Below are 24,284 nucleotides of genomic sequence, written 5' to 3'. Positions count from 1 at the left end.
TACGTAACGTATCTAAAGGGGAACATCAATGGCTCGCCGCACCCGCGCAGAAATGGAAGAAACCCGTGCCACATTGTTGGTAACTGCCCGTAACGTCTTCAGAGAGCACGGCTACGCCGAGACCTCGATGGATGAACTCACCGCGCAGGCGGGCTTGACCCGTGGTGCGCTTTATCATCACTTTGGTGACAAGAAAGGGTTGCTGACGGCAGTGGTGGAACAAATCGACGCCGAGATGGATGCGCGCCTACAACTCATCTCCGACACCGCCGAAGATGCGTGGGAAGGTTTCCTCAGCCGTTGTCGTGCCTATCTGGATATGGCGCTGGAGCCGGAATTCCAGCGCATCGTGCTTCGCGACGCCAGGGCGGTGCTGGGCGGAGCTTCGCCGGACTCGCAACGCCATTGTGTTGAGTCGATGCGGCGGCTGATAGACAACCTTATCCAACAAGGTATCGTCGCTAAGGTCGATCCCCAGGCGCTAGCATCGCTGATCTACGGTAGCTTGGCTGAGGCTGCGTTCTGGATCGCGGACGGTGATGACGGCAATACGCGGCTGGCGGGAAGTGTTGGCGCGCTGGAGCTATTGCTGCGAGGATTGTTGACCAAATCATAAGTTAACGAAACTCCCTGTTCATACTGCTCCCCCTGCCTGTAGCACTATTAGCCGCAGCTATTTGGTGAAAAGTTGGTTACAGGCTTCTATAGTGGTGGGATCTGAACATAAAGGGAGAGGTCAATGTTAAGGGTGGAGATGCTCAGCACTGGTGATGAGGTGCTGCATGGGCAAATTATTGATACCAACGCTGCCTGGCTGGCAGATTACCTGTTCCAGCAAGGCTTGCCGATGAGCGGACGCGAAACGGTGGGGGATAGCCTTTCTTCGCTGATCGAAATCCTGCAGGAGCGTAGCCATATTGCCGACGTGCTGATCGTCAACGGAGGTCTGGGGCCAACCAGCGACGATCTCAGCGCGTTAGCGGCAGCAAAGGCTTGCGATACCGAGCTGGTCGAACATCCCGAATGGATCGCCCGTATGGAAGCCTACTTTGCGGAACGCGGCCGCCCAATGGCGGCTTCAAACCGTAAACAGGCGCAGATCCCGGCTAATGCGGAAATGCTGGATAACCGCGTTGGTACCGCCTGCGGCTTCGCCTTAACGCTGAATAAGTGCCGGATGTTCTTTACGCCGGGTGTGCCTTCCGAATTTAAAGTGATGGTAGAAGAGCAGATCCTGCCACGCCTGCGCCAGGGTTTTACTCTGCCTGAGCCGCCATTGTGTCTTCGCCTTACCACCTTCGGGACTTCGGAAAGCGACTTGGCTGCTGAACTGGACGGCATGCCTTTGCCGCCGGGTGTCGTACTGGGCTATCGCTCTTCCAGCCCGATTATTGAATTGAAGTTGACCGGTCCACAGGCTCAGCGCGCCGCGATGGAACAAGCCTGGCAGCGAGTGCGACAGGTTGCGGGTGACAATACGATTTTTGAAGGTACGGCTGGGCTACCGGCAGAGCTGACGCAACGCTTACTGCAGCAAAACTTGACGTTGGCGCTGAGCGAGCAATTTACCGCCGGGCTAATCAACCTGCAGTTGCAGAGCGAAGGGGCCCCGCTGGCCGGTGGCGAACTGTTACCGGCACATTGCTCCGAGACATTGGCAACGGTGCTGGCGCGTGCCCAGTCTTTGGCGCAGCTCACCGGTGCGCAGTTGGCGTTGGCGGTTAGCGCCATGGCAGGGGATCGTGTCAGCGTTGCCCTGCATACGCCAAAAGGCGGTATTGGCCAGACGGTGAGCTATCGTGCATCACGTCATGGTCTGCGTTTACGTCAGGAGTCGGTCGCGATGCTGGCGCTGGATATGCTGCGCCGTTGGCTGAATGGCGGCCAGGTTTGCGGCAAAAACGGCTGGCTGGAAATTGTGGAAATTATCGAGTAGAAACATTCCTCAGCAGGTTCAAAACGTAAGGGGCCTCATGCAGTAAAGCGGGCGGTCCCCTACGGTCGAACATGTGCGATCCCTTCCATTTCTGCAAATCTTCACTGGCGCCCCTATCGCCGAGCAACGGCTAGCGGGGAATAGTCGCTATTACCAGAGAGAAACGGGTTGATAGCGCTGATATATCCCCGATGAATTGTTGCTTTTTTGTTTTATTATTGTGCGTGTGTTTTTTGGTAAATACACAGGTATCTTATTGATTATCAATATTAATTAAAAATTATAAGTTAATTATTTACGTTTTGTTATTAACTTTTTATTATTTATAGTTATTGCCTATCAAACGACAGAAATTTACTTGGATTTATGTCTTCCAAAAGCCAGCGTGGGTGATTTACCATTCTGCCCCTCATTTTTATTGCAGCTTTTTATTTCAAATAAATCCAAAAAATTGGAATTAGATTTCTGTTTGTTGGTTTTTCATGGAGGAAGTATCCGAGATAGGGATGGTCAAGGTTGGTTGATCTTAAGAATGGTATTTAAATGAAATTGTTTAAAATGACAACGCTGCCCCTTATTCTGGCTACTTCTGCCGTTTCCCTTCCTGTGATGGCAGCGGAAACGGCCCAAATTATGGTGAAAGGGTCCATCGTTCCTACCGCATGTTCGATCTCTGTTGCTGGCTCGGCAGACTTCGGCAATTTGACCGAAAATGGACTGAAAGAGAAAAGCAAAGTGCTTAATGCTTACCAGCTAGGCTATAAGCCCGTTAATTTTGATATTCAATGCAACTCAGCAGCAAAAGTGGCGTTATCTACACAGGCGGATATTCCACCCTCGGGCTCGAGCACTATGGGTGTTGTGAGCTACGTTAATGAGACTGAAAAAACGTCCCGTACCAAAACCGAACACTTGGGCAATCTGGGCGTGATTGAGGGGCATGACATTGGCTATTTTACCACGGCGCTGGTAAGTGCAAATTTGGATGACAAAAACTCCGAGCTGATTTTTTCCCAAGATAACGGCAATGATTGGCAAGCGGTCTCTGGTGCAGATGAGCATGTGATGTATCAGGATGGCTCTGCATTTTATAGTTGGGGGAAAGACAATACCCCACAGGAAGCAACCAATATCTCTGGTGTTATCAATATCTCTGCTGCCATTGATGCTCGTTTTATCGATGACATGAAAGAAGTCCTTAACTTTAACAGCAGCACAACCCTAAGCCTACAGTACCTGTAAACCCTCGTGGTTTTGTCTGGCAGTTGCCTGCCAGACAATGTTTACCCGCTGTTATTTTATCAATACTGTTTTCTATAAGGTGTGTTTGTCATGCGCTGTCAACTGCTCGCTTATTTTACTTCCGTTAGGCGAATAATCTCCAATAAGTTATTAGTGATTGCCCGGTCTTATTATGGGAGTGAAAATTTAAAATCAGATTGGGTGTTGTGCAGTTTATTACTGGTCGCGTTATCCATTTTCGCTACTCAGTCGCACGCATCTGGCGTATTACCTGAATCTTCGGCGGTCATTATTGACGAGGCACAGAAGGGGGGCAGCATTAATGTTAAAAATACGGAAAAAGTTCCGGTGCTGTTGTATACCAGAATCGTCGAGTTACCTGACGATCCAACTCCTCGCTTGATTGTGACCCAGCCTGTGGCTCGTTTGGAGCCAGGCCAGTCTCAACGCGTACGCTTTGTGTTGAACAGCAATACTCCATTGCAGAGCGAACATATCAAGCGCGTATATTTTGAAGGCGTGACTGAACGGACTACGGATAACAGCCAAGTGTCCGTTAGCGTGCGTCAGGATCTTCCGGTGATTATTGTGCCAAAGGGGCTGAGTGCTAAACGCGATATGTGGAGCGATCTGGACTGGTCCGTTAGCGCAAACCGCCTGAAAGTCACCAACACTGGCCGCCATGTGGTGCGCTTGACCCCGCAGGTCAAACTTCAACCCGCAGGTAATATGCTGTCTCTGAACAAGAGCTATATCCTGCCTGGCGAAACCCTGATGGTCACCGCACCTGCCAGTCCTCGTCTCAGTAGCCAGCAGCAGGTGGAGCTCTCCCCCGTTACTCGTTACGGGTTTGGTGTAGGTGTACAAACTGCCCCTCTGAGCGGCAAATAATTACTCATACCATGAAGACAACCCGCCATTCATTACTGATCTCAGCCATTTTACTGGTTTGCTGGGGGGGACCCGTACCAGCAGAAGGGGCCAAATTGAGCAGCTTTAGTGAAAGTCGGCTGAAGGCGTTGGGTATCGATCCGTCTACTGCTGCCTACTTTGCACAAGGGGCGCGCTTTACGCCTGGTATTACCGAAGTGGAGCTAGAGGTCAATGGCGCCTACCGAGGTATGCAGAGACTGGCATTTGGTCACAGTGGTGAAATGTGTGCGGATGAAGCCTTTTTTGCGTCTGCCGGTATCCGATTGGAGCCGCCACTGCGGCAGGAGAGTGCGGACGCAGATACCTGTCCGCAACTTATCGACGTCTGGCCGACCGCGACGGTCTCCCTACTTCCCGCCACTCAAGAAGTACATATTGTGGTGCCACCGGAAGCGGTAGAGAAGGCAAATGACCTGGCGCATTTCCAGCAAGGTGGCACGGCTGGTTTGCTGAACTATTCCGCTTACCGTTCCTATTTTTCCTCCTACGGTAACCATTCAAGCAACAGCTACCTGAATCTGGAAAGCGGTTTTAACGCGGGTGACTGGATGGTGCGCGGTGCGCATAACCTGCGCCAGAGCAGCGCCGGTGGATTTACCTTCGACAATGCGTATGTATACGCACAGAAAACCCTGGTGGATAGCAAGCAATTATTGCAGGCCGGGCAAATCAACTTTTCCAATAATCTCCTGTCCGGTGCGTCCATCGATGGGATGCAACTGATCCCACAGTCTGCGCTGAGCAGCCAGGGAGAAGGGACACAGGTGCGCGGTATTGCCCGGGCAGACCAATCACGGGTGGAAGTCCGTCAAAGCGGTATCCTGATTTATTCCACGCTGGTGCCCGCGGGTCCCTTTACGCTAACGGAACTCCCTGTGCTGAATTCCACTAGTGACCTGCAACTCACGGTGATAACCCCGAGCGGGCAGGAGGAGGCTTACACCATCACTGCGGCATCGTTTCGCAGTTTGGTACCAAAGGCTCCTGAAACCTGGTCTTTGGCGCTGGGACGCCTGCGTGCGGACGGCGTCGGCCAGAGCTATGAGCGGCCCTGGGTGGCCAGCCTGTCTGATGGGCGGGCGATTTCCCAGCGGGTATTGCTGGAGGGCGGGTCAATTATCGCCTCTGGCTATCTGGGCAGCGGTGTGGGGATCACCGTCAGTCCGCGCCAAGAAGTCTCTGTAGGCCTATCCGCCGCGCTGAGCCAGGATCGCAACCATGACCGACAGGGGGCAAAGAGCACGGCTTCGGTGAACTGGCAAGCTCCACTGAATCTCGGATTTGGTGGTGACATCACCCTATATTCTCCCGGCTATCGGGAACTGACGGACTCGGTTTCCCTCACTGATAGCCCTTATAGCCGCGCCAGTGCAGGTCTGCGGATGAATTGGTACCAAAAGACACTGGGCCATATTTCGCTCTCTGCCAGCCAGACCCGTCAAGGGGATAATGGCGGGGATTCTCGGCGCATGATGGCCACCTGGAACCGCAATTTTGGTTTTGTAAACGCCTCGGTGAACTGGCAGCGCCAGAGCCGGAGTTTACGAAACTGCCACGCATCTTATCGGTGCCGCAATACCGACCGCGATAGCCTGTTTGTTAACCTCAGTTTTCCACTGGGTGGGCAAGTGATCGGTAGCCATTATCGTCATACCCCAGATTCAGCGGCCGTGGGCATGCAAACGAGCGGTGTCCTGACGGAAAACAGCAACTGGTCATTGGCGACAGAGCACAGTATGAAACAGCAACACGATACCAGCCTGTCAGGCAGCCTGAACGGCAACCTGCACTACACCACTGGCGGGTTATATGGTTACGCTGCGACCGATCATACCCGCAACTACTCCGGCACTTTATCTGGCGGCATCGTAGCCCATCAGGAAGGAGTGGTGTTCTCACCGCATAAGATTAACGACACCTTTGGGGTCGTGGCGGTGGAGCCTGCGGTCAGTGGGGTAGAAATCAACACCCCACGGGGAAAAGTATGGACTGACTGGCGGGGTAAGGCGGTGGTTCCTGGGTTGCCAGCTTACGCTGCAGGCCGGATAGAGTTGAACACGGAACAATTGCCGGAAAATACCGATGTCAGCAATGGCTTGCGGCAAGTTGTGGCGGGGCACGGGGCGGTGACCAATACTCATTTTCTTTTGCAGCAGACGCGCAACGGGTTGTTGACGGTGAAGCTGATGGATGGATCGCCGTTGCCAAAAGGCAGCGCCATTATTGCGCAAGACGGTAGTTATGTGACCACTGCGGTAGATGCAGGCACGGTGTTCCTCACCGACCTGAACGATAAACGCCCGCTGATGGCGCGTTGGCAGGAGCAGCAATGCAGTCTGCATTATTCCGTACCGGAAAAGGCGCTAAAGGGGGAGGCCTATGAAAATGTCAGCGCACAATGCAGTTAACCGTAGAACCAGGGTGGGCGTGTGAAACAGAAGGTTATCACATTAATCCGGGGATTGAGCCTCATCACTGTGCTGTGGCTTGTCACTCCAGACGCTATGGCACAGAACTGTCAGGTGGTGGTATCACGCCCCGAGATCCAGCTGGGCAAACAGATCCATGTTGCCAATGCAGGAACGTTGTTTACCCAGCAAGAGATGACTGTCGCCGCTGAGTGTGTGGGGACGGGGCCGATCACGTTGCTGATTGATGGCACGCCGGATGAGGGGGGGCAACACTTTCGCTTTGGCACTGCGGGCAGAATGACACTGTCGCTGCTGGCTGCGCAGTATGACGGTAGTGACACAGGGCTGAGGCTGAGTTCTGCGCTGCAGGGGGAAAGGCAGCTATCGTCGGGTTCATCGGTACTGCTGTCTCCTGGCAGCCAGCTGACCACGCTCGCAGCAGGGGCCGTCGAGAAGGAGACTCATTTGCTGATAGTGCAACTGCGCCTGGATTTTCCCGCCGCAGGGGATGAGGGCCGGATCCGCGATCTGACGGAGATGAGCGGCCAAGTGAGGTTTGAAGCGCGGCAATAGTCGATATCGCCTGAGGCTGCTGACAAACCCCAATGGGTTCACAGCGGAGGGGCACTGCATGCTGTGCCGGTATTGCCTCTGTTTTTGTTATGGAAGAAGTATCCAGTCTAGGGATGGTTAATGTTAGTTAATCTGAAAAATGGTACTTAAATGAATATGTTTAAAATTACAGTTCTGACCCTTGCCATCGCTACTTCTGCGAGTTCTTTGACTGCGATGGCGGCGGAAACGGCTCAAATTACGGTGAAGGGGGCGGTATTTCCTTCTGCGTGTGCCATCTCTGTTGATGGTTCTGTTGACTTCGGTAATTTGAAAAAAAACGAGCTGCAAGAACAAACTAAAAATCAAAATGCCTATCAATTAGGCTACAAGCCTGTTGGTTTTAATATTCAATGTAAATCGGCAGCCAAAGTGGCACTATCTGCACAGGCGGATACCCCTGTTTCTGGCACCCCCACGATGGGCGTTGTTAGCTACCTCAGTGATACCGACAAAGCGCTGCGTGCTGAACCCGGGCAGCTTGCATCCCTAGGGGCGCTTGAGGGTGAAGACATCGGCTATTTTACCGTGATGCTGGCAAGTGCCACCCTGGATAGCAAAGATGCCGAGCTTATCTCCTCCAAAAATGGCGGCAGTAGCTGGAGCGCGGTTTCTGGCACCGCCGAGCATTTGATGTATCAGGATGGATCCGGGTTCCATGGTTGGGGGAAAGACAACGCACCACAGGAAGCCACTAATATCTCTGGTGTTATAACGGTCTCTGCGGCACTTAACGTTAAAGTCGTGGAGGAGCTGAAAGACGTTGTCAACTTTAACACTAACACCACTCTAAGCCTGCACTACCTGTAAACCCTAGGAGTATTGTCTGGCGGTTGTCTGCCAGACAATGAGCCCACCATAGCTTGCGTTTACGTTAAGCATCGGTAGTGTCCTGGTGCTGGATTTGCTGAGTCGTTGGCTGAATGGCGGCCAGGTTTGCGGCAGAAGCGGTGTGCTGGGAATGGTCGACATTACCGTAGAGAAACTTGTTGATGGCGATGATATATCCCTTATGGATCATAATAATATAAGGGGTATTCGCTGTGGGATTGTGTTGTTACACTCTTTGCGGGTGCTTGAGACTTTTCGTCTTGGGCATTGTGTGGCAAGGCGGAAAGTTGAAAGCCCCAAACTGACGTTAACTCAGAATGGGGCAACCAATAACGCCTAGACACCGTTATGGTAGCCCCTTCACAGCAAGGAGGCAAGCCATGTATAAAAAACATGCGCTCTACGCGTTACTAACTGTATGCATTACGGTTTTGGTATTGATACCCGTCGCCTTTCAAGCTGCAGCGTTGTTGGCTGCAGGTGCTCACCCCAGTCACTTACTAAACGTAAGCTCCTGGGGATTCACACCTTTGCCGCCTAGCTGCAACTTGAAATTCTTAGGGTATCCCAGTGTTTGAAGATTATTTTGCGTGGTTAAATTTCTAATTCGATATCCATGGCGGGCATGCAGCAGCAGGGCAGGATCTCGCCGTGATTGATAAATGCCAACGGCTGCTGGTGGTAAGCGACCTCACCCTTCAGTAATTTCACTCGGCAGGCACCGCAATAGCCGGAGCGGCATTGGTATTCCACCTCCACCTCATGCAGTTCCAGCACGTCGAGCAGGCACTTCTCACCTTCGGGGCAGGAGAGCTGCGTACCGGTGGCACGCAGCGTGATGGTTGGTGCCGCCACTTACAGCTCGAAATCACTCAGGTCGTCGGCGTTGACTTCAGAGTCAATCTGGCCGACCAGGTAAGAGCTGACTTCAACTTCCTGCGGAGCCACCTGCACGTTATCCGACACCAGCCAGGCGTTGATCCACGGGATTGGGTTGGAGCGGGTAGGGAACGGTGAACCCAGGCCGACGGCCTGCATGCGGATATTGGTAATGTATTCCACATACTGGCACAGGATGTCTTTGTTCAGGCCAATCATGGAGCCGTCACGGAACAGATATTCGGCCCACTCTTTCTCTTGCTGTGCCGCCAGGACGAACAGGTCATAACACTCTTGCTGGCATTCCACGGCGATTTCGGCCATCTCTGGGTCATCGGCGCCTGAGCGCATCAGGTTCAGGATATGTTGCGTACCGGTCAGGTGCAGGGCTTCGTCGCGGGCGATCAGCTTGATGATTTTGGCGTTGCCTTCCATCAGCTCACGCTCGGCGAAAGCAAACGAACAGGCGAAGCTAACGTAGAAACGAATGGCCTCTAGTGCGTTGACGCTCATCAGGCACAGATACAGCTGCTTTTTGATGGCGCGCAGGTTAACGGTCACCGTTTTACCATTGACCTGATGCGTGCCTTCACCCAGTAGATGATAGTAACTGGTCATTTCGATCAGATCGTCGTAGTAGCCGGAGATATCTTTTGCCCGCTTGAGGATCTCCTCGTTGGTGACGATATCGTCAAACACCACCGACGGATCGTTAACGATGTTACGAATGATATGGGTGTAGGAACGCGAGTGAATGGTCTCTGAGAATGACCAGGTTTCGACCCAGGTTTCCAGCTCCGGAATGGAGATCAGCGGCAGAAATGCCACGTTAGGGCTACGGCCCTGAATGGAGTCCAGCAGCGTCTGATACTTCAGGTTGCTGATGAAGATGTGCTTCTCGTGTTCCGGCAGCGCTTGATAGTCGATACGATCGCGTGCCACGTCAACCTCTTCCGGACGCCAGAAGAAGGAGAGCTGCTTTTCGATCAGCTTTTCGAAGATTTCATGTTTTTGCTGGTCGAAACGCGCCACGTTGACCGACTGGCCGAAGAACATCGGCTCAAGCAACTGGTTGTTTTTGTTTTGAGAAAAAGTAGTGTAAGCCATGAGCTTGGATCCATTAGTGCCGAGCTGAAAATTAAAGGGGCCGGAAGAGTTCCGGCCCGCTGTGTCAAACGTTAGATCTTGCAGGCGCCGCCTTCACAGTCGTCATCGCCGCCCTGAGCAGGCTGCATGTCTTCCTGGATATCATCTGCACCGTCGCGGGTGTTCTGATAATACAGCGTTTTGACACCAAACTTGTAGGTGGTGAGCAGATCTTTCAACAGCTGCTTCATCGGCACCTTGCCACCCGGGAAACGGGTTGGGTCATAGTTGGTGTTCGCCGAGATCGACTGATCGATAAATTTCTGCATCAGGCCAACCAGTTGCAGGTAACCGTCGTTATTCGGTAATTCCCACAGCAGTTCGTAGTCATTTTTCAGACGTTCATACTCAGGAACGACCTGGCGCAGAATACCGTCTTTGGACGCTTTGATACTGATGTGGCCGCGTGGTGGCTCAATGCCGTTGGTGGCATTGGAGATCTGCGACGAGGTTTCCGACGGCATCAAGGCAGACAGCGTTGAGTTGCGCAGGCCGGTCTCTTTGATCTCTTTACGCAGCGTTTCCCAGTCGTAATGCAGCGGTTCGCTACAGATCGCGTCTAAATCTTTCTTGTAAGTATCGATTGGCAGGATGCCTTGCGCATAGGTGGTTTCATTGAACCACGGGCAAGCCCCTTGCTCCTGAGCCAGACGGTTCGAGGCTTTCAGCAGGTAGTACTGGATCGCTTCGAAGGTTCTGTGGGTCAGGTTGTTGGCGCTGCCGTCGGAATAACGTACGCCGTTCTTCGCCAGGTAATAGGCGAAGTTGATCACACCGATACCCAGAGTACGGCGGCCCATCGCGCCACGGTGAGCGGCTTTGATAGGGTAATCCTGATAATCCAGCAGGGCGTCGAGCGCACGCACGGCTAGCGTAGCCAGCTCTTCCAGATCGTCCAGGCTCTCAATCGCACCCAGGTTGAAGGCTGACAGCGTACACAGCGCGATTTCACCGTTTTCGTCGTTAACGTCATCCAGCGGTTTGGTCGGCAAAGCGATTTCCAGACACAGGTTTGACTGGCGTACCGGGGCGATCTGCGGATCGAACGGGCTGTGGGTGTTGCAGTGGTCGACGTTCTGGATGTAGATACGGCCAGTAGAAGCACGTTCCTGCATCATCAGTGAGAACAGCTCTACCGCTCTCACGCGCTGCTGGCGAATGCTACTGTCTTTCTCATACAGGGTGTACAGACGTTCGAACTCGTCCTGATCGGCGAAGAACGCGTCGTACAGCCCTGGGACGTCAGACGGGCTGAACAGGGTGATGTCTTCATTCTTGATCAGGCGCTGATACATCAGGCGGTTGAGCTGTACGCCGTAGTCCATGTGACGGACGCGGTTGCCTTCAACCCCACGGTTGTTTTTCAGCACCAGCAGGCTTTCCACTTCCAGATGCCACATTGGGTAGAACAGCGTTGCTGCACCACCACGCACACCGCCCTGAGAGCAGGATTTTACTGCGGTCTGGAAGTGCTTGTAGAACGGGATACAGCCGGTGTGGAAGGCTTCACCGCCACGAATTGGGCTACCCAAGGCACGGATACGGCCAGCATTGATACCGATACCGGCACGCTGTGAAACGTATTTCACAATGGCGCTGGAGGTGGCGTTAATGGAATCCAGGCTGTCACCACACTCGATCAGCACGCAAGAGCTGAATTGGCGGGTTGGGGTGCGCACGCCAGACATGATCGGCGTAGGCAGTGAAATCTTGAAGGTGGAGATCGCGTCATAGAAACGTTTGACGTAGTCCAGACGGGTGGCGCGCGGATAGTTGGAGAACAGGCACGCGGCAACCAGGATATACAGGAACTGGGCGCTCTCGTAGATCTCGCCGCTAACGCGGTTCTGCACCAGATATTTCCCTTCCAACTGCTTCACGGCAGCGTAGGAGAAGTTCATATCACGCCAGTGATCGATAAAGGAGTCCATCTGCTCGAACTCTTCAGTGGTGTAGTCTTCCAGCAGATGTTTATCGTATTTGCCCATTTCCACCATGCGTGCAACGTGGTCGAGCAGCTTCGGCGGCTCAAACTGACCGTAAGCTTTTTTACGCAGATGGAAGATGGCGAGGCGAGCGGCCAGATACTGATAGTCCGGTGCGTCACGGGAGATCAGATCGGCTGCAGCCTTGATGATGGTTTCATGAATATCGGCGGTTTTGATGCCGTCATAAAACTGAATATGTGAACGTAACTCTACTTGAGAGACCGAGACGTTGTTTAAACCTTCCGCGGCCCAGTCGATGACTCGGTGGATTTTGTCGAGGTTGATGCGCTCTTTACTGCCATCGCGTTTAGTTACAAGTAGGCTTTGGTTCATTTTTACCTGTCCGTGAGATTCCCCTAAGCAGAAAGTGTAGTCGCTCTGCTCAGTATGTAAACACTATATATAGGGGGTGTATGTCGGTGAGGTAACAAGATAGTGATAAAACGGTGGGTTTGCAAGTGAACAAAACCTGCCGATCTTGTGGATAACTTGGGGGTGAAATGTTACCAATTGTTCCTAGTGCGCGCCCTATCTGGGGTGGCAAGGTTGTCAATAAGCACGATGAGATTTTGCTGATTTTGTGAAAACCCCGATTGTTTGCCGCTTTATTAAACGTTAGAAAAAAACCGCATATTGATCTGCTTTTATATTCTTAAAAATGGTTTAGATCGGCTTTTTTGATCGAGAACGGGTAAATAGCTATTTATCTTATACGCTTAGTTGCACCGGCGGCGGAAACATCGCCCCCGGTACGTTTCGGCAGTTTCAACCCTGGTGCTGGGTATGCACCATGTAGTTCACATCAACGTTGCGGCCCAGCTTGAAATGGTCGGTGATCGGGTTGTAATGCAGGCCGATGATATGTTTTTCACGCAGTTCGGTGCCGTCGACCCAACCGATCAGTTCAGAAGGGCGGATGAACTTCTTATGATCATGGGTGCCCTGTGGCACCATCTTGAGCACGTATTCAGCGCCGATGACCGCCATCAGCCAGGCTTTGGTATTGCGGTTGATGGTGGAGAAAAACACATGGCCGCCTGGTTTGACCAAGTGTGCACAGGCGCGCACGACGGAGGCCGGGTCAGGGACGTGCTCGAGCATCTCCATACAGGTGACGATGTCATACTGTTGTGGATGAGCTTGCGCATGGCTTTCTACCGTTTCTTGCACGTAGGTCACCTGCATACCGCTTTCCAGCGCATGCAGTCGCGCCACCTGGAGTGGTTCTGCCCCCATATCCAGCCCGGTCACTAACGCACCTTCACGTGCCATGCTCTCTGCCAGAATGCCGCCGCCGCAGCCAACGTCGAGCACTTGTTTGTCAAAAATGCCTCCTGCGCGCTGCATGATATAATTCAGACGCAGCGGATTGATCCGATGCAGCGGCTTGAACTCACCTTCCAGATCCCACCAGCGCGAGGCGACAGCTTCAAATTTGGCGATTTCCTGGTGATCAACGTTAGGCGCGTGACGGGATGATTCAGCATTCATGGGCGTTATTGGCTCCTGGTTCTCTTATGGTGCAGATTATACATGTTCCGGCACGCTTGGCGCAGCGCTGTTGTTATCGAGGCAAGTGTTATCGAGGTAATTTTCGCCCGCAGGGCAGCACATTTCAGCGAAACAGCGCCGGTAATTTCCCCGTAAAGCGCGCTTTGTGATATAGTTTTACACCTTTGGCACTACGCCAAGGCAGATGAATCATTCAGTATGAGGGATAGCAGCTCCATGAGCGACCTTGCCAGAGAAATCACACCGGTAAATATCGAAGAAGAGCTGAAAAGCTCGTATCTGGATTACGCGATGTCGGTTATTGTCGGCCGTGCGTTGCCAGATGTTCGTGATGGACTGAAGCCGGTGCACCGCCGCGTTCTGTACGCGATGAATGTACTGGGTAACGACTGGAATAAACCCTACAAGAAATCGGCCCGTGTCGTTGGGGACGTGATCGGTAAGTATCACCCGCATGGTGACAGCGCGGTGTATGACACGATCGTCCGTATGGCCCAACCGTTTTCGTTGCGTTACATGTTGGTGGACGGCCAGGGTAACTTCGGTTCTGTGGACGGCGACTCCGCCGCAGCAATGCGTTATACCGAAGTGCGCATGTCGAAAATCGCCCACGAACTGCTGGCGGATCTGGAAAAAGAGACCGTCGACTTCGTGCCAAACTATGACGGTACCGAGCAGATCCCGGCCGTTATGCCAACCAAGATCCCGAACCTGCTGGTCAACGGCTCGTCCGGTATCGCCGTGGGCATGGCGACCAACATTCCGCCGCATAACCTGTCTGAAGTTATTAATGGCTGTCTGGCCTATATCGAGGATGAAAACATCAGCATTGAAGGGCTGATGGAACACATCCCAGGCCCGGACTTCCCGACGGCGGCGATCATCAATGGCCGTCGTGGTATTGAAGAAGCCTACCGTACCGGCCGTGGCAAAGTGTATCTCCGCGCCCGTGCCGAGGTAGAGGCGGACGCTAAAACCGGCCGCGAAACCATCATCGTGCATGAAATTCCTTATCAGGTGAACAAAGCGCGCCTGATCGAGAAAATTGCCGAGCTGGTGAAAGAGAAACGCGTTGAAGGCATCAGCGCGCTGCGTGACGAGTCTGATAAAGACGGCATGCGCATCGTGATTGAAGTCAAACGTGACGCCGTGGGTGAAGTGGTGCTGAATAACCTGTATTCGCTGACTCAGCTACAGGTCACCTTCGGTATCAACATGGTGGCACTGCATCAGGGCCAGCCAAAGTTGCTGAACCTGAAAGATATTCTGCGTGCATTTGTGCGCCACCGCCGTGAAGTGGTGACCCGCCGTACCATTTTCGAACTGCGTAAAGCCCGCGATCGCGCCCATATCCTGGAAGCGTTAGCCATTGCCTTGGCCAACATCGACCCGATTATCGAACTGATCCGCCGCGCGCCGACTCCGGCAGAAGCGAAGATTGCGTTAATCGCGCAGCCTTGGGATCTGGGTAACGTCGGGGCGATGCTGGAACGTGCCGGTGACAACGCTGCACGCCCAGAGTGGCTGGAGCCAGAGTTTGGCATCCGTGACGGCAAATATTACCTGACCGAGCAACAGGCTCAGGCGATCCTGGATCTGCGCTTGCAGAAACTGACCGGCCTGGAGCACGAGAAGCTGCTGGACGAGTATAAAGAGCTGCTGAACCTCATCGCTGAGCTGATCTTTATTCTGGAAAACCCAGACCGCTTGATGGAAGTGATCCGTGAAGAACTGGTGGCCATGCGCGATCAGTTTGGCGACGCACGCCGTACCGAAATTACCGCCAACACGTCTGATATCAACATCGAAGACCTGATCAACCAGGAAGATGTAGTCGTGACATTGTCGCATCAGGGCTACGTGAAGTATCAGCCTCTGACCGACTATGAAGCGCAGCGTCGCGGTGGTAAAGGCAAGTCAGCCGCCCGTATCAAAGAAGAAGACTTTATCGATCGTCTGCTGGTGGCCAACACCCACGACACGATCCTGTGCTTCTCCAGCCGTGGTCGCCTGTACTGGATGAAGGTGTATCAACTGCCTGAAGCCAGCCGTGGTGCTCGTGGCCGGCCGATCGTCAACCTGTTGCCGCTGGAAGCCAATGAACGTATCACCGCCATTCTACCGGTACGTGAATACGAAGAAGGCCGCCATGTATTCATGGCTACCGCTAGCGGTACCGTGAAGAAAACCGCATTAACCGAGTTCAGCCGCCCGCGCAGCGCAGGCATCATCGCCGTTAACCTCAACGAGGGTGACGAGCTGATTGGTGTTGACCTGACCGACGGCAGCAACGAAGTGATGCTGTTCTCCGCCAACGGTAAAGTGGTCCGCTTCCCAGAAGGGCAGGTTCGTTCAATGGGCCGTACCGCTACCGGCGTTCGCGGTATCAACCTCGGTGAAGGCGATCGCGTAGTTTCGCTGATTATTCCTCGTGGTGAAGGCGATATCCTGACCGTGACGCAGAACGGCTACGGCAAGCGTACCGCGGTAACGGAATACCCGACCAAATCGCGCGCGACCCAAGGGGTTATCTCCATTAAGGTCAGCGAGCGTAATGGCCAGGTTGTTGGGGCTGTACAGGTAGAAACTACCGATCAAATCATGATGATCACCGATGCAGGCACGCTGGTGCGTACCCGTGTCGCGGAAGTCAGCGTGGTTGGCCGTAACACCCAGGGTGTCACCCTGATCCGTACTGCGGAAGACGAGAACGTTGTCGGCCTGCAGCGCGTTGCTGAACCGGTTGAAGATGAAGAGCTTGATAGCCTTGAACCGGGCGCAGAAGAAGCGGAAGAAGATACCACACCACTCGATGAGGGTGATGAGGATACCGGCGCCGTAGACGATATGGATGACGAGAACGCCTAAATAGCACGGCCTTGGCCGTCTAATCTGGGTGGTTCAAAAAGGGCTTGGCAGCGATGCTAGGCCCTTTTTCAGTTGTATGGTTTAATTGCTGCAATCACTTGTCGATGCTGCACGGGATCGTTGTTTTGCTATGATTATGCTCGTCCCCCCTTACACTGGCATGGTACCTGCTTGAAATACTTAGCCTCTTTCCGTACCACGTTAAAAATTTCCCGCTATCTGTTTCGGGTACTGGCGTTCATGCTGTGGTCGCTGGGTGCACTGCTGACCACGTTTTATATCCTGGATATCGTGCATGAGAAAGAATCCGATATCAGGCAGGAATATAATCTCAACTTTGACCAGGCTCAGGGCTACATTCGCCACTCGGCGGATATCATCCGCGACATCAAATACATGGCGGAAAACCGCCTCAACGGCACGGTAGGGAGCCTCGAGCTGTTCACCGGCATGATGAATGGCAAAGACAGCCAACCGGAGATGAAGCCGCTGTACCCGGAATCCAACTGCGCGCTGAACTCCAACTACCGTGACTCGATCACCTCGTTAAACAGTCTGATCCAATACTGGAAAGAAAACTTTGTCGCGGCCTATGATCTGAACCGGGTGTTTTTTATCGGCAGTGACAGCCTGTGCATGACCGAATTCGGTAGCAGTAACGGCATCACCGATCGGCAAAACGTGCTCAAGGCGCTGCATGAGCGCATCCTTAAATACCGTAACGCCGCCAACAGCGCGGAGAAAGACAATAACCTTTATTGGATTAGCCCCAGCCAGCAGCGGCCTGATGTAGGTTACCTGTATGTAATGACGCCGGTCTATGTCGGCAACAAACTGGAAGCGCTGCTGGGGATTGAACAGACGATCCGCCTGGAAGACTTTGTCACCACCAGCAACTTGCCGGTGGGGGTTAATCTGTTGGATGAGAACAACGAATCGGTGCTGCGACTGGCCAATGGCGATCGCTATGCCTCTTCGCTCAATGTTTATCCGCAGGAACACACCTATTTTGGCTATGTAGACAGTTACCAGGATCTGATCATGAAGAAGGCGCTGCCGCCTTCGTCGCTCAGCATCGTGTATTCATTGCCGGTGAAGAGCGTGGTGGAGCGTTTCAAGGTACTGATCCTCAATGCGGTGCTGCTTAACCTGCTGTCGGCCGTGGTGTTGTTCAGCCTGGCGTGGTTGTTCGAGCGCAAGATGTTTCTGCCAGCGGAAGAGAATGCCTTCCGGTTGGAGGAGCACGAACAGTTCAACCGCAAAATCGTGGCTTCGGCACCGGTGGGTATCTGCATTCTGCGCATCAGTGATGGTACCAACATCCTGAGTAATGAACTGGCGCATAACTATATCAACCTGTTGACCAACGAGGATCGGGATCGCATTACACGCATTATCTGCGAACAGCAGGTCAACTTTGTAGATGTGATGACCAGTAATAACAACAATCTGCAAATCAGCTTTGTGCACTCCCGTTATCGCAATGAGGACGTGGCTATCTGCGTGCTGGTTGACGTTAGTGCCCGCGTCAAAATGGAAGAGTCGCTGCAGGAAATGGCCGCGGCAGCGGAGCAGGCCAGCCAGTCCAAATCGATGTTCCTGGCCACCGTCAGCCATGAGCTGCGCACGCCGCTGTACGGGATTATCGGCAACCTGGATCTGCTGCAGACCAAGGCGTTGCCGCAAGGGGTCGACCGTCTGGTCAATGCGATGAACAACTCCTCGGGGCTGTTGCTGAAGATCATCAGCGACATCCTGGACTTCTCCAAGATTGAATCCGAGCAGTTGAAGATAGAACCCCGTGAGTTTTCTTGCCTGGAAGTGATTACCCACATTGCGGGCAACTACTTGCCGCTGGTGGTGAAAAAGCGGCTCGGTTTGTACTGTTTTATTGAACAAGGTGTGCCTGAACGTATCAATGGCGATCCCGTGCGTTTGCAACAGGTCTTGTCTAACCTATTGAATAACGCCATCAAGTTTACCGACACCGGCTGTATTATCCTGCAGGTCTGCACCCGTGACAGCTATCTGGAGTTCAGCGTTCGCGATACCGGCGTCGGTATTCCAGAAAAAGAGGTCCTGCGCCTGTTTGATCCCTTCTTCCAGGTTGGCAGCGGGGTACAGCGCCATTTCCAGGGCACTGGGCTTGGGCTGGCGATTTGTGAAAAACTGATCAACCTGATGGACGGTGATATCGCGGTGGAGTCCGAGCCTGGTCTCGGCAGCCTGTTTACCATTCGCATTCCGTTGTTTGGAGCGCAGTTTCCAACGCCGCAGGCCAGCGATACCTGGCAGGGCAAAAACCTGTGGCTGCAAATTCGTAATCAGCGGTTGGAAAGCTATCTGCAGGCGATCCTTGGCGGCTTCGGTGCCACGGTATTACGTTATGAGGGGCAGCAAACCGCAGCAGGGGACGTTCTGCTCAGCGATTATCCTTTGCAGGTGGATACCCCGCTGTTGGCACAGATTGAATTCTCCATTGCGCACATTGGACCGTCATTGGAAACGCACCCGGGTTACTGGCTGCATAGTACCTCTACGCCACGGGATGCCATCCTGCTGTTGAACCGGTTGTTTGGTGTGGTTACCGAAAACGATAAGGCGTTGGTACAACTGCCGTTATCGGTTAAGGCCAATAATGCCGATAACGGGGATATTCGCCTGCTGGTGGTAGACGATCACCCGATCAACCGGCGCTTGCTGTCCGATCAGCTGTCATCGTTGGGCTATCAGGTGATTACCGCCAATGATGGTGTCGATGCGCTCAGCGTACTGGAACGCAATGCGGTGGATATCGTATTGACTGACGTCAATATGCCGAATATGGATGGCTATGAATTGACACGTTGCCTGCGTAAGTCGAATTTCACTGCCCCGGTGATTGGCGTAACGGCTAATGCGCTGGCAGAAGAGAAACAGCGCTGTCTTGAGGCCGGGATGGATAACTGCCTGTCGAAACCGGTCACGCTGGAGACGCTGGAGCAGTCGCTGGGCTATTACAGTCAACGGGTACGGCGGCTTAGGGCTGAATCGGAAACGGCATAAACACTAAAGGGCGCCTAAGAGCGCCCTTTAAATTGATAACCATGCTGGTTCAGGGGCGCCGCATGCTGCACCCGTTGAACTTTAGTCTTTATCCAACTGCGTCATACTGACGGAGGAGAGATAGTTAAGCAGTGCGATATCGTTATCAACACCCAGCTTCATCATGGCTGATTTCTTCTGGCTACTGATCGTCTTGATGCTGCGGTTCAGTTTTTTGGCGATTTCGGTCACCAGGAAACCTTCGGCGAACAGACGCAACACTTCGCTTTCTTTCGGAGAGAGGCGTTTGTCACCGTAACCGCTGGCACTGATTTTCTCCAACAGCTTCGAGACGCTCTCTGGCGTGAATTTCTTGCCTTTCTGCAATGCGGCCAGCGCTTTTGGCAAATCGGTAGGCGCCCCCTGTTTCAGGACGATGCCTTCGATGTCCAGATCCAACACCGCGCTGAGAATGGCCGGATTGTTGTTCATGGTCAGAACGATGATCGACAATTGCGGATAGTGGCGTTTGATATATTTTATCAGCGTAATGCCGTCGCCATATTTGTCACCCGGCATCGAAAGATCGGTGATCAGGACGTTGGCGTCCAGCTTGGACAGATTGTTGATCAGTGCTGTAGAGTCCTCGAACTCCCCAACGACATTCACCCACTCAATTTGCTCAAGTGACTTCCGGATGCCAAACAGTACGATAGGATGGTCATCGGCAATAATTACGTTCAGGTTATTCATGTTGTTGGCTACCTTGCTGCAGCAGTCTACTGACGAAAAAATCAATCTGACTGATGTTATTCTCGATCTTGAGCGCATCACCGTCCGCGATGTGCTGTTCTAACGATTCACACAGAAGCTTTCCGGGAAGCAGATTTAACATGGCAAACACGCCCTTCAGGCGGTGTGCGGTTTGAGACAGCGCTGCAAAATCACCGCTGCCCGCCTCAGTATACAGTTTTTTGATATCGTCGGGTACTGTATCAATAAACAAACCATAGTAATCACTTGATCTCAATTGTTTTTCATACACTTGGGCGCTTTCTGCCAGGGATCCTACAGAGTTTTCTTCCTGCTCTTGTGCCGCCATCTGGTGTTCTATCAAGATCAGAACCGCGTCGATCATGGCATTGTGCAGGTTATAGTTGACGCGGATATAGCCTTTATCAAGCTGTTGCCAGCCTGCTTCATCGCTGGTTAGCAGCAACGTATAGTCGTCGGCCTGCTGCGGGTTATCGGTCAGTAAAACATCATATTCCCGGCTGTTTTGGTGCTCCTCGGCCACGATGCAGTTGGCCCCATATCCCGCCAGTAGCTGAGTCACGATCCGGCGGATCTCGTCGGAGGTGATATCCAGCAGCGCCGTTACCCCATCGAGTAATTTCTCCGTCGCCTGTTCCTCTGTTTTCTCCTGCTCCATAGTGACACGAATGGTATAGCGGGTACCGATATCGATTTTGCTGCGGATATCCAACTGGCCATTGAGTTTTTTGCACAGCTGATTACACAGGAAAAACGTCAGCCCAGAGCCGTGATCGAAGCGATCGACCAGCGTTTGGCTGAGGAACGGGTAGGTCAGATTGCTGATTTCCTCATTGGAAATGCCGGTGCCGGTGTCGTTGATATGAAATACCAGGTGTTCAGGGCGATCGACTTCCTGTTCCACTACCAGGGTGATCTTGCCGTAGGCGGTAGTGATGATGGCGTAGCGCAGCAGCAATGAAAGGATTTTGCGCAGTGCGCCAGCATCGCCAATGTACTGTTGGTTGACGTCCAGATTAACGTGATTGAACAGCGCCAGCCCTTTCTGGTTGATGGCTGGCAGCACGTCCAGCAGCAGTTCATCCAGCAGTACAGTGGGGTTGAAAGGTTGACGAACCGGCTGCCAATCCTGTGTCTCCAGCCTGGTGAGCAGGGTGATATTGTCGATCAGATCCAATACCGATGCCGAAGCCAGGTTGAGTTGTTTAAGCAATGTCTGTTGCTGTTCGGCGTCTGATGGTTGGCACAGGCTTGCGGCCAGTTCGTGCATTTGCCGCACCGGCTGATTCAGCTCGATCCCCAGGTTGTGTAGCATCAACTTACGGGCCTGAACGTTTTTATCGTATTCGCGGCGGGCCTGTTGCAGCCGTTTGTTCACCATCACCTCTTTATCCTGATCGTTGAGCAGGAACAGATAGGTTTCCGCCGTGCGTTGGCTGCGGAAGATGCGGATCTCATAGACTTCGTTGTTGACCGTCGCCTGGATCACGCCATGATGCTGCTCCGCCATATGGGCAATTTTGGACAGGCTGAGGTGTGGCATCAGGTGCTCAGCGATCTTGTTGCTGGTGATCACGCTGTTATCGGCAAAGTCATAGACCAGCAGCCCGCAAGGCAGGCTGGCAACAATTTCCTGGTTGAGCGAGCGTTGGAGATCCAGCTCGGCGGCGATATTTTCGCTGGGGCGGATGTATTGCTGGCGGAGGAAATAAATGCCCACCATCGATAGCGTCAGCAACAGCAGATTGACCGCCAGTAGCCAGATGTTATTGCGCAGCAGGTCAATCGCCAGATTGAAAGCTGAAACGCGGTAAATCAGCTGCAGCGGCGAGTTGGGTAATGAAACACTGAACTCAACCCAACTGCCTTTCAGGGCGGCCTGGGCGTTGATTGCCGTTTCGCTTGGCACCATGCTGTCGTCGATCTCTGCATTATCGGGCAGCAGCAGGAAGTTGGAGCGGGCCATATTAAGCGGAATGATATCGTTAATCGGCAGGTCGAAGGCGATCACCGTGGCCAAATGCCCCGGCTGGTTAAAGGTGGTGCGGATAGAAAACGAGTAGGCGTTCTGGAAGCGCTGTTTACGCAGGCCGGAAAAACTCTCGCGTTCGTCCAGCATATTGGCCTGTTGCAGCATTTCGGTGCGGCGGTCTGACACCGACGTAGTCAGGTAGTTTTCTTTCAATCGCGAAGTCAGGTCTTTCAGCGATTGGGTCGTCACCAGGCTCAGGCTGTTATCTTGCCCGTTGAGAAAATACATCGCATAGTTTTCGGTCTCGGTTCCCCAGCGGTTATCCAGGAAGTCAGAGATATTGGCAACCGTAGCCAGCGTGGCGTTGTCATGGTTGCCAAAAATGACCGCATCGGTTTTGCTGCGTCGCTTCTCAACATAATATACATCCGGACGCAGTCGGGTTTCCTGCAGGTTGGTCTCAACAGCAAGCGACGCGGTATTACCAAATTTGTCGTAGATTTGCTCGGTCAGAGAGCGGTAGCTGTCGATACGTTTTTGCAGCATGTTGGCGATGGTGTTGACGGCATGTTTTTTCTCCGTCAGATAGGCGTTGGTATAATTATAGCTGTACAACCCAATGGCCATGGCCAGCAGCACGACAAACAGCCAGAAGCTGCGGGTGATGTAGCGGGAGTTGATGGTCAGTTGTCTATCTTGCAACATGGCTACGCATTCCTGAAATTAGCGAGTCACCGCTTTGGCGCTGGCAGTGACGATCAGCAGTAATGCCGCGACACAGGCCAGGGCAAACGTCAGGCTGGAGACCTGGGCGATTAGCCCGATCACTGCCGGGCCCGCCAGAATACCGGCATAGCCCACCGTGGTGACCGAAGCGATAGCCAGGTTGGCAGGCATGACGCGTTGGTTCCCCGCTGCGCTAAACAGAATAGGGACCACATTGGATGCCCCGACGCCGACCAGCATAAAACCAATCAAAGAGGCTAAGGCGCTGTCTATGGTAATCGCCAACGCCAGGCCGATGGCCGCACACAAGCTACCCAGCAACAGTACCTGATATCTGCCCATGGCATTCACTACGCGATCGCCATTCAGCCTGCCGATCGTCATGGCAATGGAGAACAAAGCGTAACCCAAGCCAGCCTGGTTATGATCCATCCCGCGCATGGTGGTCAGGTACAGCGCGCTCCAGTCGAGCATTGAGCCTTCCGCCAGGAACATGATGAAGCACAGTAGGCCAATGAACATCACCCAGCCTCGTGGCAGAACGAACATCGGGCCTTCTTTATCTCCGCCGCTTTCACGCAGCAGGTTTTTACTGGCAATCAGCAGCAGAGCCAGAATGGCGACGACGGCGATCAGAGTGGCTTGTAGCGGACCGAGCCCCAACCATAATAGGGCGCTGACTCCACCCGCACCGGCTATCCCGCCAATGCTGAAGAAACCGTGAAAGCCGGACATCATGGCTCGATTGCTGGCGCGTTCGACCACCACGGCCTGAATGTTCATGGCCACGTCAATCATACCAATCGCTGCACCGAACAGCAGTAAGGCTAATGCCATCCCCAAGGTGGAGTCCATCAGCACCAGCAGCGGCAAATCGATGCATAGGGCGATACCCGCCAGCAGGATCACGCGGCGACAGCCAAATTTGCCGGTCAAAAGCCCAGTCAACGGCATTGCCATGATCGAGCCAACTCCGATGCACAGCAGCAGCAGGCCTAATGAGCCGTCATCTATATTGATACGCGTTTTGGCAAAAGGCACCAGCGGTGCCCAGGTGGCCATTGCCAGTCCGGCGATAAAAAAGGCCAGGCGGGTGGCATTCTGCTCGGGCACACCGGGCTTAATTTGTTCGTTGCAAGTGACTGTCATGTCGGTATCGGGATCGGCTCTGGATAGTGGCTTAAATGAACCCCTGTTTTTATCACAATCTGTGATCGGGGTCGAAAGGATTCGCGTTAACCGTGTAACCCATCAGGGGGGCTGGAGCGGTGTAAGATCACTCGCGGATGAGGGAGAAATAGTTTCTCAAGGTAACAAATCTATTATCTAGGGAATTGAAGCAGGATTCATTGCTATTTTGTATGTGATTGTTGTCTATTTAAACGATGAGCGGCGGCAAATTATTCGTTGGTTAATTAATTGGCGGTCTT

At 53.2% G+C, this 24,284-nt stretch carries 17 protein-coding genes; 9 read left to right on the top strand and 8 right to left on the bottom strand.

What is annotated here, in order from left to right; translation table 11 throughout:
• Positions 1-28 precede the first annotated feature (28 nt).
• The 7 genes from KGP17_RS18165 to KGP17_RS18135 all read left to right on the top strand — a co-directional run bounded on the left by KGP17_RS18165 (position 29) and on the right by KGP17_RS18135 (position 7,944).
• On the top strand, positions 29-616 hold the full coding sequence (locus tag KGP17_RS18165; protein ID WP_115158188.1) for a TetR/AcrR family transcriptional regulator: 588 nt from the start codon (positions 29-31) through the stop codon (positions 614-616).
• A gap of 123 nt (positions 617-739) precedes the next feature.
• On the top strand, positions 740-1,936 hold the full coding sequence (locus KGP17_RS18160) for a nicotinamide mononucleotide deamidase-related protein YfaY (protein ID WP_021805969.1): 1,197 nt from the start codon (positions 740-742) through the stop codon (positions 1,934-1,936).
• A gap of 543 nt (positions 1,937-2,479) precedes the next feature.
• Positions 2,480-3,178 carry a DUF1120 domain-containing protein gene (locus KGP17_RS18155; RefSeq protein WP_223498113.1) on the top strand — a complete coding sequence of 233 codons (699 nt, stop codon included), beginning with the start codon at positions 2,480-2,482 and terminating at the stop codon, positions 3,176-3,178.
• Positions 3,179-3,379: 201 nt separating this feature from the next.
• A complete protein-coding gene (locus tag KGP17_RS18150) occupies positions 3,380-4,069 on the top strand; it encodes a fimbria/pilus chaperone family protein (protein WP_223498112.1) in 690 nt (229 codons plus the stop codon).
• 95 nt (positions 4,070-4,164) lie between these two features.
• Complete coding sequence (locus KGP17_RS18145; protein WP_245398316.1) at positions 4,165-6,519, top strand: fimbrial biogenesis usher protein; 2,355 nt, start codon at positions 4,165-4,167, stop codon at positions 6,517-6,519.
• 21 nt (positions 6,520-6,540) lie between these two features.
• Positions 6,541-7,095, top strand: a complete 555-nt coding sequence (locus KGP17_RS18140) for a hypothetical protein (RefSeq protein ID WP_223498110.1) — start codon at positions 6,541-6,543, stop codon at positions 7,093-7,095.
• Positions 7,096-7,245: 150 nt separating this feature from the next.
• The gene (locus KGP17_RS18135) at positions 7,246-7,944 is read left to right on the top strand and encodes a DUF1120 domain-containing protein (RefSeq protein WP_179247770.1); all 699 of its coding nucleotides are present in this window, start codon (positions 7,246-7,248) and stop codon (positions 7,942-7,944) included.
• 64 nt (positions 7,945-8,008) lie between these two features.
• Here KGP17_RS18135 and KGP17_RS18130 read toward each other — a convergent pair whose 3' ends face one another.
• From KGP17_RS18130 to ubiG, 5 genes are all read right to left on the bottom strand, one after another.
• Complete coding sequence (locus KGP17_RS18130; RefSeq protein ID WP_223498109.1) at positions 8,009-8,155, bottom strand: hypothetical protein; 147 nt, start codon at positions 8,153-8,155, stop codon at positions 8,009-8,011.
• A gap of 404 nt (positions 8,156-8,559) precedes the next feature.
• Positions 8,560-8,820 (bottom strand): class I ribonucleotide reductase maintenance protein YfaE, encoded by a 261-nt coding sequence (yfaE, locus tag KGP17_RS18125; RefSeq protein WP_021805960.1) that lies wholly within the window; start codon positions 8,818-8,820, stop codon positions 8,560-8,562.
• Complete coding sequence (gene nrdB / locus KGP17_RS18120; RefSeq protein WP_021805959.1) at positions 8,821-9,951, bottom strand: class Ia ribonucleoside-diphosphate reductase subunit beta; 1,131 nt, start codon at positions 9,949-9,951, stop codon at positions 8,821-8,823.
• Positions 9,952-10,022: 71 nt separating this feature from the next.
• Positions 10,023-12,311: a class 1a ribonucleoside-diphosphate reductase subunit alpha gene (gene nrdA / locus KGP17_RS18115; protein ID WP_021178494.1), complete on the bottom strand. Its 2,289-nt coding sequence runs from the start codon at positions 12,309-12,311 to the stop codon at positions 10,023-10,025.
• A gap of 432 nt (positions 12,312-12,743) precedes the next feature.
• Positions 12,744-13,469 (bottom strand): bifunctional 2-polyprenyl-6-hydroxyphenol methylase/3-demethylubiquinol 3-O-methyltransferase UbiG, encoded by a 726-nt coding sequence (gene ubiG, locus KGP17_RS18110; protein WP_021178493.1) that lies wholly within the window; start codon positions 13,467-13,469, stop codon positions 12,744-12,746.
• Positions 13,470-13,706: 237 nt separating this feature from the next.
• Here ubiG and gyrA point away from each other — a divergent pair, with 237 nt between their 5' ends.
• Both gyrA and rcsC read left to right on the top strand, forming a co-directional pair.
• Positions 13,707-16,358 (top strand): DNA topoisomerase (ATP-hydrolyzing) subunit A, encoded by a 2,652-nt coding sequence (gene gyrA / locus KGP17_RS18105; RefSeq protein ID WP_115158186.1) that lies wholly within the window; start codon positions 13,707-13,709, stop codon positions 16,356-16,358.
• Between the two features lie 171 nt (positions 16,359-16,529).
• Positions 16,530-19,403 (top strand): two-component system sensor histidine kinase RcsC, encoded by a 2,874-nt coding sequence (rcsC, locus tag KGP17_RS18100; RefSeq protein ID WP_021805957.1) that lies wholly within the window; start codon positions 16,530-16,532, stop codon positions 19,401-19,403.
• An 81-nt stretch (positions 19,404-19,484) separates the two neighbouring features.
• Here rcsC and rcsB read toward each other — a convergent pair whose 3' ends face one another.
• The 3 genes from rcsB to KGP17_RS18085 are packed head-to-tail and all read right to left on the bottom strand — an operon-like array spanning position 19,485 to position 24,003.
• On the bottom strand, positions 19,485-20,135 hold the full coding sequence (gene rcsB, locus KGP17_RS18095) for a response regulator transcription factor RcsB (protein ID WP_021178490.1): 651 nt from the start codon (positions 20,133-20,135) through the stop codon (positions 19,485-19,487).
• Entirely contained in the window at positions 20,128-22,830 is a 2,703-nt protein-coding gene (rcsD, locus tag KGP17_RS18090) for a phosphotransferase RcsD (RefSeq protein ID WP_223499683.1), read from the bottom strand. Before rcsD ends, rcsB begins: the two co-directional genes overlap by 8 nt.
• Positions 22,831-22,851: 21 nt before the next feature.
• Positions 22,852-24,003 carry an MFS transporter gene (locus KGP17_RS18085; protein WP_094981968.1) on the bottom strand — a complete coding sequence of 384 codons (1,152 nt, stop codon included), beginning with the start codon at positions 24,001-24,003 and terminating at the stop codon, positions 22,852-22,854.
• Between the last annotated feature and the right edge of the window lie 281 nt (positions 24,004-24,284).

The sequence above is a fragment of the Serratia sp. JSRIV001 genome (assembly GCF_019968745.1).
Lineage (GTDB): Bacteria > Pseudomonadota > Gammaproteobacteria > Enterobacterales > Enterobacteriaceae > Chania > Chania fonticola_B.
The sequence above is the reverse complement of the archived record's forward strand: the minus strand, read 5'-3'. Positions and strand labels throughout refer to the sequence as shown.